This is a genomic window from Kitasatospora sp. NPDC056731, assembly GCF_040687675.1.
GTDB lineage: Bacteria > Actinomycetota > Actinomycetes > Streptomycetales > Streptomycetaceae > Kitasatospora.
In genome coordinates this window covers 37,535-52,481 of the sequence record NZ_JBFBNR010000049.1, presented here as the reverse complement: position 1 = coordinate 52,481, position 14,947 = coordinate 37,535, and the positions used below count along the sequence as shown (strand labels likewise).

The window sequence follows — 14,947 nt, the reverse complement described above, 5'->3', positions numbered from 1 at the left end:
GTTGACTTTTGGCACGCTGTTGAGTTCTCAAGGAACGGACACTTCCTTCGGACCGCCTTCCAGCGGGCCCTCCGGGCGCTTCGTTCTTTCGTGTTCCCAGCTTACCAGATGTTTTCCGCTCCGTTTACCGGAGGTTTTCGCATCTGAAATCTGGTGTTAACCGCCAAGTCGCGGCGACTCGCCCAACCATAGCGGGTCGCCCACCGGAGTGCGAATCGAGGCGCTCCCGGTGTCACCCGGTCGGCGGCATGATTTGTTGCTCTCGCGAGCATATACAGCAATGGTCCCGATTCGCCAAGATGCCTGTAGAGTGCGGCGCATCGACTAAGAGGACTAGACCACTAAACGGTCGGTGAGCCGCCGGACGACGAGCCGGGCTGGGCGTGGGTCTTCGCTCGGGAATGTCGGCAGATGTCCGAAGTTGACATGATTTAGGCTTCAGTCGATCGTCCTGCCGCTGCTCGCGGCCGCTCGCTGTACCGCTCACTTGGGAGGCACAACCATGACCACTGTGACGTCGCCGCTGACCGGCAAGGTCGTCGGGCTCGCCGGCGTGCCCGACCCGGTGTTCTCCGGCGCGATGGTCGGCCCCGGCACCGCGATCGACCCGGAGCGCCGGCCGACCGAGGCGGTCGCTCCGGTGGACGGCGTCGTCGTCTCCATGCACCCGCACGCGTTCGTCGTGGTGGACGCCGAGGGCCACGGTGTACTGACCCACCTGGGGATCGACACCGTGCAGCTGAACGGCGAGGGCTTCGAGCTGCTGGTCAACAAGGGCGACACGGTGACCCGCGGTCAGGCCGTCATCAAGTGGGACCCGGCCGCCGTCGAGGCCGCGGGCAAGTCGCCCATCTCGCCGATCGTGGCGCTGGAGGCGAGCGCCGACTCGCTCGGCGGCCTGCGGGAGGACGGCGAGGCCGTCTCTGGCGAGCCCCTGTTCAGCTGGAACTGACCTCTTACTTTGCACACACCCGCCCCGCAGGAGTTGTCGGGGCGGCCCGGCACACAGCGGTTCCCGGCGGGGCCGCTCCTCTCAGCGGAGACAGGTGACATGAAGAAGACGCTGCGCGGCGTGGGTGTCAGCCACGGGGTCGCGATCGGCCAGGTGCGGCACATGGGGACGGCGGTGCTGGAGCCCCCGGCCACCCAGATCCCGACCGAGGACGCCCCGCGCGAGCAGGCCCGCGCCCAGGCCGCCGTCGAGGCGGTCGCCGCGGACCTGATCGCCCGCGGCAACCTGGCCGGTGGCGAGGCGCAGGCCGTCCTGGAGGCCCAGGCGCTGATGGCGCAGGACCCGGAGCTGATGGCCGACGTGTCCCGCCGGATCGCCGTCGGCAGCAGCGCCGAGCGCGGTGTGTACGACGCCTTCGCCGCCTACCGGGCGCTGCTCGCCTCCGCCGGCGACTACCTGGCCGGGCGGGTCGCCGACCTGGACGACGTCCGCAACCGCATCGTGGCCCGGCTGCTGGGCGTGCCGATGCCGGGCGTGCCGGACAGCGACGAGCCGTACGTGCTGTTCGCGCGGGACCTGGCGCCGGCCGACACCGCGCTGCTCGACCCGACGCTGGTGCTCGGCTTCGTGACCGAGGAGGGCGGGCCGACCAGCCACAGCGCCATCCTGGCGCGGGCGTTGGGCGTGCCGGCCGTGGTCGCGCTGCCCGCTGCGACGGACGTCGCCGAGGGCACCGTCGTCGCCGTGGACGGCAGCTCCGGTGACGTGCTGCTGGAGCCCTCGCAGGAGAAGCAGGACGAGCTGCGGGCGGTCGCCGCCCAGCGCAAGGCCGCGCTGGCCGCGTCCTCCGGCCCGGGGCAGACCTCGGACGGCCACCGCGTGCCGCTGCTGGCCAACGTGGGCGGCCCGGCGGACGTGCCGGCCGCGCTGGAGAACGGCGCCGAGGGCGTCGGCCTGTTCCGGACCGAGTTCCTCTTCCTGGACGACTCCGCGAAGGCGCCCACCGAGGAGAAGCAGGTCGAGGCGTACCGCAAGGTGCTGGAGGCGTTCCCGGAGGGCCGGGTCGTGGTCCGGGCGCTGGACGCGGGCGCGGACAAGCCGCTGGACTTCCTCACCCCGGCCGACGAGCCGAACCCGGCGCTCGGCGTGCGCGGTCTGCGCACCCTGCTGGAGCACCCGGAGGTGCTGCGGACGCAGCTGCGGGCGCTGGCCAGGGCCGCCGAGGGCCTGCCGGTGCACCTTGAGGTGATGGCCCCGATGGTGGCCGACCGCAAGGACGCCAAGGACTTCGCCCAGGCGTGTCGCGAGGCGGGGTTGGAGGCCAAGTTCGGCGCGATGGTGGAGATCCCGTCGGCCGCGCTGCGGGCCCGGTCGATCCTCCAGGAGGTCGAGTTCCTGTCGCTGGGGACCAACGACCTCGCGCAGTACACCTTCGCCGCCGACCGTCAGGTGGGCGCGCTGGCCCGGCTGCAGGACCCGTGGCAGCCGGCGCTGCTGGACCTGATCGCCGCGGCCGCCGAGGCGGCGCAGGCGACCGGCAAGAGCTGCGGCGTCTGCGGTGAGGCGGCCGCCGACCCGCTGCTGGCCGTGGTGCTGACCGGTCTGGGCGTCACCAGCCTCTCGATGGGCTCGGCCTCGATCCCCTACGTGCGGTCCACGCTGGCCAAGTACACGCTGGCGCAGTGCCGCCGGGCGGCCGAGGCGGCCCGGGCGACGGACAGCGCCGAGGAGGCGCGGGCCGCCGTGCAGCAGGTGCTGTCGGGCGAGTAGGACAGGCGAACAGCAGGAAGGGGTGCTCCCACCGGGCCGGTGGGAGCACCCCTTCGGCGTTTCCGGTCAGGCGGGGCTCTGCCGGTCGCGGCGGAGCTGCTCGAAGAAGCGCAGGTGGTCGATGTCGTCGACGGAGCCGGGGTTGACGGCCTGCTCCAGCGGGGTGCCGGAGAGGATCCGCTTGACCGGGACCTCGATGCGCTTGCCGGTGAGGGTGTGCGGGAGGCCGCGCACCGCGATGACCTCGTCGGGGACGTGGCGCGGGGAGAGTTCGGTGCGCAGCGAGGTGCGGATGCGACCGATCAGCCCCTCGTCGAGCTCGGCACCGGGGGCGAGGACGACGAACAGCGGCATCCAGTAGCCGCCGTCGGGCTCCTCCAGGCCGATGACCAGGGATTCGGCGATCTCGGGGAGGCGTTCGACGACCTCGTAGATGTCCGAGGAGCCCATCCGGACGCCCTGGCGGTTGAGCGTGGAGTCTGAGCGGCCGTGGATGACGACGGTGCCGCGGGAGGTGACGGTGATCCAGTCGCCGTGGCGCCAGACGCCGGGGTACATGTCGAAGTAGCTGTCGTGGTACCGGGTGCCCTCGGGGTCGTTCCAGAAGCCGGTGGGCATGGACGGGATGGGCTTGGTGACGACGAGTTCGCCGACGGTGTCGGTGTGCGGGTGGCCCTGGACGTCCCAGGACTCGACGGCGGCGCCGAGGCAGGGTGCCTGGATCTCGCCGAGGTGGACGGGCAGGGTGGGGACGCCGCCGACGAAGCAGGAGCAGACGTCGGTGCCGCCGCTGACGGAGGCGAGCCAGACGTCCTCCTTGACCTCCTCGTAGATCCAGCGGAAGCCGTCGGGCGGGAGCGGGGAGCCGGTGGTGCCGATGCAGCGGACGGCGGAGAGGTCGAGGTCGCGGCCGGGGTGCAGCTCGGCCTTGCGGCTGGCGATCACGTAGGCGGCGGAGGTGCCGAGGACGGTGGCGCGGGTGCGGGCAGCGACCGACCAGAGGGCGCCGGTGTCGGGGTGGCCGGGGCTGCCGTCGTAGGTGACGATCGTGGCCCCGACCAGGAGGCCGGCCAGCAGGAAGTTCCACATCATCCAGCCGGTGGAGGTGTACCAGAGGAAGCGGTCCCGGGGGCCGAGGTCGAGGTGGAGGCCGGCCTGCTTGAGGTGTTCGAGCAGGATGCCGCCCTGGCTCTGGACGATGGCCTTGGGCAGGCCGGTGGTGCCGGAGGAGTAGAGCACCCAGAGCGGGTGGTCGAAGGGGACGGCCTCGTAGACCGGCTCGACGTCGTCGGCGACCAGGTCGTCCCAGTGCAGGGCGCCCTCGGGGGCGGGGGCGCCGAGCAGCGGGACGTGGACGACGGTGCGCAGGGTGGGGAGTTCGCGGCGCAGTTCGGCGACGACCTCGGTGCGGTCGTGGTCCTTGCCGCCGTAGTGGTAGCCGTCGACGGCGAAGAGGACGGCGGGTTCGATCTGCTGGAGGCGGTCCAGGACGCTGCGGGCGCCGAAGTCGGGGGCGCAGCTGGTCCAGATCGCGCCGACGGCGGCGGTGGCGAGGAGGGCGACGGCGGCCTGCGGGATGTTGGGCAGGTAGGCGCTGACGCGGTCGCCGGGGCCGATGCCCCGGGCGCGCAGGGCGGCGGCCAACGAGCCGACCTGGCGGCGCAGTTCGGACCAGGTGAGGACGGCCGGCTGCTCGGTGGTCTCGTCGAGGTGCAGGACGGCCGGGCGGTCGGCGTTGGCCGGGTCCTCGGCGGCGCGCAGGGCGTGTTCGGCGTAGTTGAGGCGGGCGCCGGGGAACCAGCGGGCGCCGGGCATGGCGGGGTCGGCGAGGACGGCCTCGGGGGCCTGGGTGAAGCGGACGTCGAACCACTGGGTGATCGCGGTCCAGAAGCGGTCGAGGTCGGCGGTGGACCAGGCGTGCAGGTCGGCGTAGCGCTGGGCGGCCTGCTGGTCGTCGGCGGCCGGGGCGAGCGGGGCGGCCGGGGCGCCGTGGTGTTCGGCGGCCCAGGCCTGGAAGGCCACCAGGCTGGTGGCTGCGGCGCGAGCGGGGTTGGGGCGCCAGAGCGGCTGATCCTGGGGTGGGGTGCTCACGGTGGTGGTCTCCCGGCCGGTGGTGGGGACGGGAGTGCTTGTGGCAGGCCCGTCCGGTTGGGCTGTCGGTGCAGACCATGCCATGCGAGCGGCCGCTGCGCCAGGGTCCGCCCAGTGGGTGCCGGGCCGGTCAGCGGCCGGAGATCCCGCCGCTGGACTCACCACTGAACTCGCCGCCGAACCAGGAGCGGGAGACCCGGGTGTGGAAGGGGAAGGCGAGCGGGGTGTCGGGGGCGGCGAGCTGCCAGCCGTCGGTCTCGTCGGTGGGGCGCGAGGGCGGGAGTTCGGCGAGCGGGCGGGCCGGGAGCAGGCCGAAGAGGCAGAGGAAGCCGCCCCTGGCGTCGGAGTCGGTGGCGACCAGGGTGATGTCGGCGGAGTCGGCCATGATGCCGGTCTCCTCGCACAGTTCGCGCACGCACGCCTGCTGCCAGCTCTCGCCGTAGTCCACGTAGCCGCCGGGGAAGGCGAGTTCGCCGTAGCCGGGCTCGATGGTGCGGCGGATGACGACGAGGGTGGGGTCGGCGTCGGGGCGGGTGACCGGGAGGAGGGTGACCACGACGGGCAGCGGGTTGCGGTAGCTGATCTCGGCGCAGCCGGGGCAGGTGCGGGGCCAGCGGTCGGTGCCGGCCGGGTAGGAGGTGCCGCAGAAGTGGCAGTGGGAGAACGGCTGGTTGACCGCGCGTGTCGGGTCGTCAGTGGTCATGGCCGGATGGTAGCCGGGTGCGCGCCGCGGCCGTCAGCGGAGCTCGCCGTCGCGGGTGGGGCGGAGCAGGGCGGGGTGCAGGAGGCTGGCGTCTCCGGCGTGGTAGGTGCGGGCCCGGGGGCCGCCGCGGGCGCCGCCGCGGGCGGTGGTGGCGCCGGTGCTCTCGACGAAGCCGGGGACGGAGAGGACCTTGCGGTGGAAGTTGCCGGGGTGGAGCTTCTCGTCCCAGACGGCCTCGTAGACGGCGCGCAGGTCGGGGATGGTGAAGTCGTAGGGCAGGAAGGCGGTGGCGAGCGGGCTGTACTCGAGTTTGGCCCGGACGCGGTCGAGGCCGTCGGCGAGAATGCGCGCGTGGTCGAAGGCGAGCGTGCGGGAGGACTGGCCGGTGGGCCCGCCGACACCACCCCCGTGGGTGTCGGCGGGCGCACCGGCGGCTCGGGGTCGGCCGCCGGGCCGGGTGCCCAGGTCGAGGTCGGCGACAGGGTGCCAGGTGGCGGCTGCGGCGTCCGTGCCGGCCTGCGGGTCGGGCAGGTCGGGGGCGAAGGCGAGGTAGGCGACGGAGACGACGTGCATGCGCGGGTCGCGCTCGGGGGCGCCATAGGTGCCGAGCTGTTCGAGGTGGACGCGGCAGAGCGCGGCCTCGACTTCGGAGCCGCCGAGCAGGCCGGTCTCCTCGGCGAGTTCGCGGGCGGCGGCCTCGTCCAGGCTCTCCTCGCCGGCACGCAGGAAGCCGCCGGGCAGGGCCCAGCAGCCCTGGTAGGGCGGGGCGCCGCGCTGGACGAGCAGGACGTGCAGGCCGCCGTGGCGCAAGGTCAGGGCGACCACGTCGACGGTGACGGCGATCGGGGCATAGGCGCGCGGGTCGTAGGCGGCGAGCCACTCCTGCTCGTCCTGCTCGCTCGCGGGCGTGGTCGGGGGAGGGGTGGACGGGTCGTCCGCTTCCATCACCGGCTCCTCTCCGCGCTCGCCGCCGTACGGGGTGTTGTCGTTCTCTGGCTGAGCACAACGTAGCGATTCCGTTCCCCAGCGGCAAATGGTTTTCCGGGTCCGCGGGGATGCCCGGCTTCTAGGCTGTGACCAGGAACGACCGCGCCCGAGGAGGCCCCATGCCCACTGCTCCCCCGCCGGACTTCGCCGCGACGCTGGCGGCCGGTCCGCTGGTGCTGGACGGCGGGATGTCGAACCAGCTGGCGGCGGCCGGGCACGACCTCCTCGACGAGCTGTGGTCGGCGCGGCTGCTGGCGGACGCGCCGGAGGCGGTGGTGGCGGCGCACCGGGCGTACTTCGCGGCCGGGGCGGACGTCGCCATCACGGCGAGCTACCAGGCGAGCTTCGAGGGCTTCGCCCGGCGCGGAGTGGGCCGGGCCCAGGCCGCACGGCTGCTGGCGCGCAGCGTGGAGCTGGCCCGGGAGGCGGCGCGGGCCGAGCCGGGCGGGCGGCGGCGCTGGGTCGCGGCGTCGGTGGGGCCGTACGGGGCGGTGCTGGCGGACGGTTCGGAGTACCGGGGCCGGTACGGGCTGAGCACCGCGGAGCTGGTGGCCTTCCACCGGCCGCGGCTGGAGGCGCTGGCGGCGGCCGGGCCGGACGTGCTGGCGCTGGAGACGGTGCCGGACGCGGACGAGGCGCGGGCACTGCTGGAGCTGGTGCGCGGGCTGGGCGTGCCGGCCTGGCTGTCGTTCAGCGTGGCGGGCGGCCGGACCAGGGCGGGCCAGCCGCTGGCGGAGGCGTTCGCGCTGGCGGCCGGGGTGGACGAGGTGCTGGCGGTGGGCGTGAACTGCTGCACCCCGCAGGACGCGGACCGGGCGGTGGCGCTGGCGGCCGAGGTGACCGGCAAGCCGGTAGTGGTGTACCCGAACAGCGGGGAGGAGTGGGACGCCGCGCGCCGGGACTGGCGCGGCGAGCCGACGTTCCGCTCGGCCCGGGTGGGCGGCTGGCTGGCGGGCGGCGCACGGCTGGTGGGCGGCTGCTGCCGGGTGGGGCCGGACGGGATCGCCGCGCTGGCGGCGGAGGTCGCGGTGCGACGGGGGCGCTCGAGCGACGTCGGGGGGTGAGCGGCGCGGCGGGTCGGCGGGTCGGCGGGCGGCGGAGGTTAGTTAACGGACGGCCGAGCGCGGGTTACCGAGGGGGAAGGTGCACGGACCGCCGACGGCCTGGCAGACTCGTCCCGTTACCACTGCGGTCGACAATGTCGACCGCCTGTCAGCGCGGAGGTCCCCATGCCCGGCCCGATCCAGTCGCTCTCCCGGGCCGCCGCGATCTTGCGCCTGCTGGCCGGCGGTGAGCGCCGCCTGGGCCTGTCCGAGGTCGCGACGGCGCTGGAACTCGCCAAGGGCACCGCGCACGGCATCCTGCGCACGCTCCAGCAGGAGGGGTTCGTCGAGCAGGACCCGGAGAGCGGCAAGTACCAGCTGGGCGCCGAACTGCTGCGGCTGGGGCAGAGCTACCTGGACGTGCACGAGCTGCGGGCACGGGCGCTGGTCTGGGCGGACGACCTGGCCCGGGCGGCCGGCGAGACCGTCTACCTGGGGGTGCTGCACCAGCAGGGCGTACTGGTCGTGCACCACGTCTTCCGGCCGGACGACACCCGGCAGGTGCTGGAGGTCGGCTCGATGCAGCCGCTGCACAGCACCGCGCTGGGCAAGGTGCTGCTGGCCTACGACCCGGTCGCGCGCGGCGAGTTGGGCGACGGGCCGTACGAGTCGTACACCCTGCGGACACTGACCGAGGCGGCCGACGTGGACGCCGAGTGCGCGCTGATCCGTGAGCGCGGCTGGACGGACTCGATCGAGGAGACCTGGGAGGGCGTGGCCTCGATCGGCGCGCTGATCCAGGACCGGCGGCGCAACCCGGTGGGCGCGGTGTGCATCAGCGGCCCGGTGGAGCGGGTCTGCGAGGACGGCTTCGTGAAGCCGTCGCTGGTGGCCTCGGTGCGCAGCGCGGCACGGGCGATCTCCCGCGATCTGGGCGCCGGGCGCTTCTGAAACCCGAGGCCGCACCGGCGGCCACATCGTCACGCTGAGGCGCGGACGGGCATCGGCCTGTCCGCGCCTTGGCGTTTTGCCCCGGTTTGGCCCGCTCCGCTGGGTAACTTCGGGGGAAGGGTCACAGCTCCGTAACCCTGCCTTGACGTGAGGGCAACCAGGGGAGGAAGCTTCCGCATAACGGTCGACATTGTCGAACGATGGCCGGGAAGATCAATCCCCCGATGCGCTCACCCGCACAACGATCGGCCGACCGCCCCCACCCACACCTCCGGGCCATATGGACAAGGGAGTCTTTGTGTCCGCGTTCTCCAACGGCGACGTCTTCGTCGGCGAAACCCTCGGCACCGCCGCCCTGATACTTCTCGGTGGCGGCGTCTGCGCCGCCGTGACCCTCAAGAAGTCGAAGGCCCTCAATGCCGGCTGGCTGGCGATCACCTTCGGCTGGGGCTTCGCGGTCCTGATCGCCGCCTACATCTCGGCTCCGAAGTCCGGCGCCCACCTCAACCCGGCCGTCACCATCGCGCTCGCCATCAAGAGCGGCGACTGGAACCAGGTGCCGCTCTACCTCGGCTCCCAGTTCCTCGGCGCGATGATCGGCGCCGTGCTGGTCTGGCTCACCTACCTCGGCCAGTTCCAGGCCAACGAGGAGCCCACCCTCGGCATCTTCTCGACCGGGCCCGAGATCCGGAACCCGATCCAGAACGTCGTCACCGAGGTCATCGGCACCTTCATCCTCTGCATGGCGATCCTCACCCTCGGCAAGAACGACGGTCTGGCCGCCGGCGGCCTCAGCACCCTGATCGTGGCCCTCACGGTCGTCGGCATCGGCCTCTCGCTGGGCGGCCCCACCGGCTACGCGATCAACCCGGTCCGCGACCTCGGCCCGCGCATCGTGCACTCGCTGCTGCCCATCCCGAACAAGGGCGGCTCCGACTGGTCGTACGCCTGGGTTCCGGTCGTCGGCCCGCTGATCGGCGGCGCGCTGGCCGGCGGTCTGTACAACGCGATGTTCTAAAGGGCCGGGTTCGAACCCGCCGAGCACGGGGACCGACCACTACGTCGGGCCCACCCACCCCGAACCCCCGAATCCTGAGCCGAGGACCCTCTGATGACCTCCACTGGCAACTACATCGCCGCGATCGACCAGGGCACCACCTCCAGCCGCTGCATCATCTTCGGCGCCGACGGCCGGATCGTCGCCGTCGACCAGCAGGAGCACCGGCAGATCTTCCCCCAGCCCGGCTACGTCGAGCACGACGCCGCCGAGATCTGGACCCGGGTGCAGTCGGTCGTCCGCGGCGCGCTGGAGAAGGCCGGCCTGACCAAGGACGACATCCGCGCGATCGGCATCACCAACCAGCGCGAGACCACCGTCCTGTGGGACAAGAACACCGGCGAGCCGGTCCACAACGCGCTGGTGTGGCAGGACACCCGCACCGAGGGCCTCTGCCGCGAGCTCGGCCGCAACGTCGGCCAGGACCGCTTCCGCCGCGAGACCGGCCTCCCGCTCGCCAGCTACTTCGCCGGCCCGAAGATCCGCTGGCTGCTGGACAACGTCGAGGGCCTGCGCGAGCGCGCCGAGGCCGGCGACATCCTGTTCGGCACCATGGACACCTGGGTGATCTGGAACCTCACCGGTGGTGTCAACGGCGGCAAGCACGTCACCGACGTCACCAACGCCAGCCGCACCATGCTGATGAACCTGCACACCCTGCAGTGGGACGACAAGATCGCCGAGTCGATCGGCGTGCCGATGGCCGTCCTGCCGGAGATCCGCTCCTCCGCCGAGGTCTACGGCGAGGCCGTCGGCGACCTGGCCGGCGTCCCGGTCGCCTCCGCGCTCGGCGACCAGCAGGCCGCGCTGTTCGGCCAGACCTGCTTCGACGAGGGCGAGGCCAAGTCCACCTACGGCACCGGCACCTTCCTGCTGCTCAACACCGGCGAGAAGATCGTCAACTCGTACCACGGCCTGCTGACCACCGTCGGCTACCGGATCGGCGACCAGGCCCCGGTCTACGCCCTGGAAGGCTCGATCGCCGTCACCGGCTCGCTCGTCCAGTGGCTGCGCGACCAGCTCGGCATCATCTCCACCGCCGCCGAGATCGAGACCCTCGCCAACACCGTCGAGGACAACGGCGGCGCCTACTTCGTCCCGGCCTTCTCCGGCCTGTTCGCCCCGTACTGGCGCTCCGACGCCCGCGGTGTGATCGCCGGCCTGACCCGGTACGTCACCAAGGGCCACCTGGCCCGGGCCGTCCTGGAGGCCACCGCCTGGCAGACCCGCGAGGTCGTCGACGCCATGCAGAAGGACTCCGGCGTCGAGCTCACCGCCCTCAAGGTCGACGGCGGCATGACCAGCAACAACCTGCTCATGCAGAACATCGCCGACGTCCTGGACGTCCCGGTCGAGCGCCCGTACGTGGCCGAGACCACCGCCCTCGGCGCCGCCTACGCGGCCGGGCTCGCCGTCGGCTTCTGGACCGACCTCGACACCCTGCGGGCCAACTGGCACCGCGCCGCCGAATGGACCCCGCGCATGGACGAGGCCACTCGGGAGCGCGAGTACAAGAAGTGGCTCAAGGCCGTGGAGCGCACCATGGGCTGGGTGGAGGAAGAAGAGACCGACTGACCGACAAGCCGGTCGGGGCCCCGAGCCCCGACCGGCCGCCCGCCGTTCCGGCAGCGGGTGTCACCGCGTTTCACCGGCCCGCCGCACCGGGCCGACCGGCCTCTCAGCAGAGGCCGCACCGCACACGAGAGGAGTAACGGCGCCGCCTGACCCGCGCGCCGTACACAACCACCATGGCAACCATCCCGACCCTGGGCGCCGAGCGCACCGCCGGCCGCACCGCCTCCCGCGCCGAGACCCGTGAGCTGCTCGGCAAGGCCACCTACGACCTGCTGGTGATCGGGGGCGGCATCCTCGGCACGGCCGTCGCCTGGACCGCCTCCCAGGCCGGACTCAAGGTCGCCATGGTCGACGGCGGCGACTTCGCCGGCGCCACCTCCAGTGCCTCCTCCAAGCTCGTCCACGGCGGTCTGCGCTACCTGCAGACCGGCGCGGTCAAGCTCGTCGCCGAGAACCACAAGGAGCGCCGCGCGCTCGCCACCGACGTCGCGCCGCACCTGGTCAACCCGCTGACCTTCTTCGTACCGGTCTACAAGGGCGGCCCGCACAGCGCGCCCAAGCTCGGCGCCGGCGTCTTCCTGTACTCCGCGCTGTCCGCCTTCCGCGACGGCATGGGCCGGGTCTCCACCGCCGCGCACGCCGCCCAGCAGGTGCCCGCGCTGCGCACCGAGGGCCTGCGCTCGGTGGCCGTCTACGGCGACCACCAGATGAACGACTCGCGCGTCGCCGTGATGACCGTGCGCGCCGCCGTCGACGCCGGCGCCGTGGTGCTCAACCACGCCGAGGTCACCGGCCTGCGCTTCACCGGCGGCCGGGTCACCGGCGCCGAGCTGCGCGACCGCCTGGACGGCACCGAGTTCGGCATCGACGCCCGCCTGGTGCTCAACGCCACCGGCCCGTGGGTGGACCACCTGCGCAAGATGGAGGACGCCGGCGCCGCGCCGTCGATCCGCCTCTCCAAGGGCGCCCACGTCGTCGTCAAGCGCCGCTCGCCGTGGCGCGCCGCGCTGACCATCCCGATCGACAAGTACCGCGTCTCCTTCGCCATCCCGTGGGAGGACCACGTCCTGCTCGGCACCACCGACGAGGAGTACACCGGCGACCCGAAGGACGTCCGGGCCACCGAGGCGGACATCGACCAGATCATGGGCGAGGCCGCGCACGCCATCCGCGACGAGCACCTCGACCGCGACCTGATCACCTACTCCTTCGCCGGCCTGCGAGTGCTGCCCGGCGGCCCGGGCGACACCGCCGCCGCCAAGCGCGAGACGGTCGTCACCGAGGGCAAGGGCGGCATGCTGTCGGTCGCCGGCGGCAAGTGGACCACCTACCGCCACATCGGCCGCACCGTGCTGGAGAAGCTGGCGCACGTGCCCGGCACCAGCCTCGGCGAGGACATGTCCCCGATCGCGGCGACCGTGCCGCTGCCGGGTGTCGGCGCGCCGAACGCCGTCGCGCACCGGCTGCTGATCGACCGCGACCCGGGCTCCCGGATGGAGCCGCTGGTGGCCAAGCACCTGGCCAGCCACTACGGCACGCTGTCCTTCGAGATCGCCCGCATGATCGACGAGAACCCGGAGCTGGGCCGGCCGATCCACGAGGACGGCCCGGACGTCTGGGCGCAGGTCGCCTACGCGGCCGACAGCGAGTGGGCGTACACGGCGGACGACGTGCTGCGGCGCCGCACCACGATGACCGTGCGCGGGCTGGACACGCCGGAGATCCGGGACGAGGTCGAGGCCTTCCTCGCGAAGCGCGGAACCAAGTAGGCGCAGCCTCGCGAAGGGCGGGCACCCGGGTTTTCCGGGTGCCCGCCCTTCGCGCATGATTCTCCCTGATGATGATCTTGTCTGGATTTCGGACCGCCCGCCGCGCCGCAGGTCTGCCTGCGGCGGGCCTCGCGGTCGCGCTGCTCACCGGGTGCTCCGGCGGGGCCTCGGAGGCCGAGCTGGCGTACAAGGCCGACTACGCCGCCCATCCGCACCTGCGGGTGACGGGGTACCCGTCCACCGGCACGCTCGGCGTGGTCCAGCAGCTGGTGTGGCGGCTCGCCGAAGGGGCCGAGGGGCGGCTGGCGGAGCTCGGCGCCTCGGACGGCGGGGACAGCGGGGACAGCGGGGACGCTTCGGCGGCCTGGGTCCGCGAGTACGGACGGGGGGCCCAGGGGGCCGTCACGGCTGACTTCCAGGACGACCCGGCCGAGCGGCAGACCGTGGTGCTGACCTTCCACGACACCGGACAGGTGAAGGAGCTGGTGCTCCGGCCCGGCGGCCGCGCCGGCGGCGACGGTTGGCGGGTCGTGCTGCGTTAGCTGTCGGGGCCGCTGGGCTGAGCCCCGGCCGTCGGGCACGCCCGAGGGGCGGCACCCGTGCGGTACGGGTGCCGCCCCTCGGCGGATGTCGGCGGCGGCGCCGGGCGCTGTCCGGCCTAGATGATCAGGCTGAGCGGCATGATCAGGGCGATGGCGACGACCGAGATCACCGTCTCCATCACCGACCAGGACTTCAGCGTCTGCCCGACGCTCATCCCGAAGTACTCCTTCACCAGCCAGAAGCCGGCGTCGTTGACGTGCGACAGGAAGAGCGAGCCGGCGCCGATCGCCAGGACCAGCAGGGCCGCGTGGGTGGGGGACATGTCGGCGGCGAGCGGGGCGACGATGCCGGCGGCGGTGATGGTGGCGACCGTCGCCGAGCCGGTGGCCAGGCGGATCAGCACCGCGATCAGCCAGCCGAGCAGCAGCGCCGAGATGTGCCACTTGCCGGACAACTCGCTCACCGCGTTGCCGACGCCCACGTCGATCAGGGTCTGCTTGAAGCCACCGCCGGCGCCGACGATGAACACGATGCCGGCGATCGGGCCGAGCGACTTGCCGACGGTGTCGGAGATCCGCGCCTTGTCGAAGCCGGCCGCCTTGCCGAGGGTCAGCATGCCGAGCAGGGTGGCGGCGAGCAACGCGATCAGCGGCGAGCCGATGAAGTCGAACACCCGCTGGCCCAACGCCTTCGGGTTGTCGATCACCACGTCGGTCAGGGCCTTGCCGAGCATCAGCACGACCGGCAGCAGGATGGTCGCCAGCACCGCGCCGAAGGACGGGGTGTGCTCGGGCTTGGCGCTCTCCTCGGGGGCGGTGGCCTTCGGGATCTCCAGCGGGCCGACCCAGCGCTCGGCCAGGCGGGAGAACAGCGGGCCGGCCACGATCAGGGTGGGCACGGCGATCAGCAGGCCGAGCGCCAGGGTGATGCCGAGGTCCGCCTTCAGGGCGTCGACGGCGACCAGCGGGCCGGGGTGCGGGGGCACCAGGCCGTGCAGCACGGACAGGCCGGCCAGCGCGGGGATGCCGATCCGCATCAGCGGCACGTTGCCGCGGCGGGCGACCAGCAGCACGATCGGGATCAGCAGGACGACGCCGACCTCGAAGAACAGCGGCAGGCCGAGGACGGCGGCGATCAGCGCCATCGCCCAGGGCAGCGCCTTGTTGCCCGACCGGGCCAGCACGGTGTCCGCGATGATGTTGGCGCCGCCGGAGTCGGCGAGCAGCTTGCCGAGCATCGCGCCCAGCCCGATCAGCAGGCCGACGCCGGCCACGGTGGAGCCGAAGCCCGTGGAGAAGCTGTTGAGCAGCTTGTCGAACGGGGCGCCCGCGACGGCGGCCAGCAGGCCGGAGCCGAGCGTGAGGGCGAGGAAGGGGTGCAGCTTCAGCTTGGTGATCAGTAGGACGATCACACCGATGCTGAGCAGGACCGCGATCAGCAGCTGGGAGTCGCTGCTGGTGTGCGGCAGGGCCGGTGGGGCGGCCGCGAGCAGAGTGGGGGACATAC

Annotated in this window: 12 protein-coding genes; 8 read left to right on the top strand and 4 right to left on the bottom strand. The window is 72.8% G+C overall.

Features of this window, described 5'->3' with window-relative positions; translation table 11 throughout:
* Positions 1–502 precede the first annotated feature (502 nt).
* Together AB0R04_RS33075 and ptsP are read left to right on the top strand one after the other, a co-directional pair.
* On the top strand, positions 503–952 hold the full coding sequence (locus AB0R04_RS33075; protein ID WP_363377294.1) for a PTS glucose transporter subunit IIA: 450 nt from the start codon (positions 503–505) through the stop codon (positions 950–952).
* A 99-nt stretch (positions 953–1,051) separates the two neighbouring features.
* Positions 1,052–2,722: a phosphoenolpyruvate--protein phosphotransferase gene (gene ptsP, locus AB0R04_RS33070; protein WP_363377293.1), complete on the top strand. Its 1,671-nt coding sequence runs from the start codon at positions 1,052–1,054 to the stop codon at positions 2,720–2,722.
* Between the two features lie 66 nt (positions 2,723–2,788).
* Here ptsP and AB0R04_RS33065 read toward each other — a convergent pair whose 3' ends face one another.
* From AB0R04_RS33065 to AB0R04_RS33055, 3 genes are all read right to left on the bottom strand, one after another.
* Positions 2,789–4,813, bottom strand: coding sequence for an acetoacetate--CoA ligase (locus AB0R04_RS33065; RefSeq protein WP_363377292.1), 2,025 nt, complete (start codon positions 4,811–4,813; stop codon positions 2,789–2,791).
* A 130-nt stretch (positions 4,814–4,943) separates the two neighbouring features.
* Positions 4,944–5,516 carry an NUDIX domain-containing protein gene (locus AB0R04_RS33060; protein ID WP_363377291.1) on the bottom strand — a complete coding sequence of 191 codons (573 nt, stop codon included), beginning with the start codon at positions 5,514–5,516 and terminating at the stop codon, positions 4,944–4,946.
* Positions 5,517–5,549: 33 nt separating this feature from the next.
* On the bottom strand, positions 5,550–6,461 hold the full coding sequence (locus tag AB0R04_RS33055; RefSeq protein WP_363377290.1) for an NUDIX domain-containing protein: 912 nt from the start codon (positions 6,459–6,461) through the stop codon (positions 5,550–5,552).
* A 161-nt stretch (positions 6,462–6,622) separates the two neighbouring features.
* On the opposite strand from AB0R04_RS33055, the gene mmuM reads away from it, so the two are divergent.
* The 6 genes from mmuM to AB0R04_RS33025 all read left to right on the top strand — a co-directional run bounded on the left by mmuM (position 6,623) and on the right by AB0R04_RS33025 (position 13,440).
* Positions 6,623–7,567: a homocysteine S-methyltransferase gene (mmuM, locus tag AB0R04_RS33050; RefSeq protein ID WP_363377289.1), complete on the top strand. Its 945-nt coding sequence runs from the start codon at positions 6,623–6,625 to the stop codon at positions 7,565–7,567.
* Between the two features lie 165 nt (positions 7,568–7,732).
* Positions 7,733–8,497, top strand: a complete 765-nt coding sequence (locus AB0R04_RS33045) for an IclR family transcriptional regulator (RefSeq protein ID WP_063350192.1) — start codon at positions 7,733–7,735, stop codon at positions 8,495–8,497.
* Between the two features lie 298 nt (positions 8,498–8,795).
* A complete protein-coding gene (locus tag AB0R04_RS33040) occupies positions 8,796–9,515 on the top strand; it encodes an MIP/aquaporin family protein (RefSeq protein ID WP_347878553.1) in 720 nt (239 codons plus the stop codon).
* Positions 9,516–9,608: 93 nt separating this feature from the next.
* The gene (glpK, locus tag AB0R04_RS33035; RefSeq protein WP_363377288.1) at positions 9,609–11,129 is read left to right on the top strand and encodes a glycerol kinase GlpK; all 1,521 of its coding nucleotides are present in this window, start codon (positions 9,609–9,611) and stop codon (positions 11,127–11,129) included.
* Positions 11,130–11,302: 173 nt separating this feature from the next.
* Positions 11,303–12,898 carry a glycerol-3-phosphate dehydrogenase/oxidase gene (locus AB0R04_RS33030; RefSeq protein ID WP_363377287.1) on the top strand — a complete coding sequence of 532 codons (1,596 nt, stop codon included), beginning with the start codon at positions 11,303–11,305 and terminating at the stop codon, positions 12,896–12,898.
* 68 nt (positions 12,899–12,966) lie between these two features.
* Positions 12,967–13,440 carry a hypothetical protein gene (locus AB0R04_RS33025; RefSeq protein WP_363377286.1) on the top strand — a complete coding sequence of 158 codons (474 nt, stop codon included), beginning with the start codon at positions 12,967–12,969 and terminating at the stop codon, positions 13,438–13,440.
* Positions 13,441–13,556: 116 nt separating this feature from the next.
* Here AB0R04_RS33025 and AB0R04_RS33020 read toward each other — a convergent pair whose 3' ends face one another.
* Entirely contained in the window at positions 13,557–14,945 is a 1,389-nt protein-coding gene (locus AB0R04_RS33020) for a gluconate:H+ symporter (protein ID WP_363377298.1), read from the bottom strand.
* Positions 14,946–14,947 lie beyond the last annotated feature (2 nt).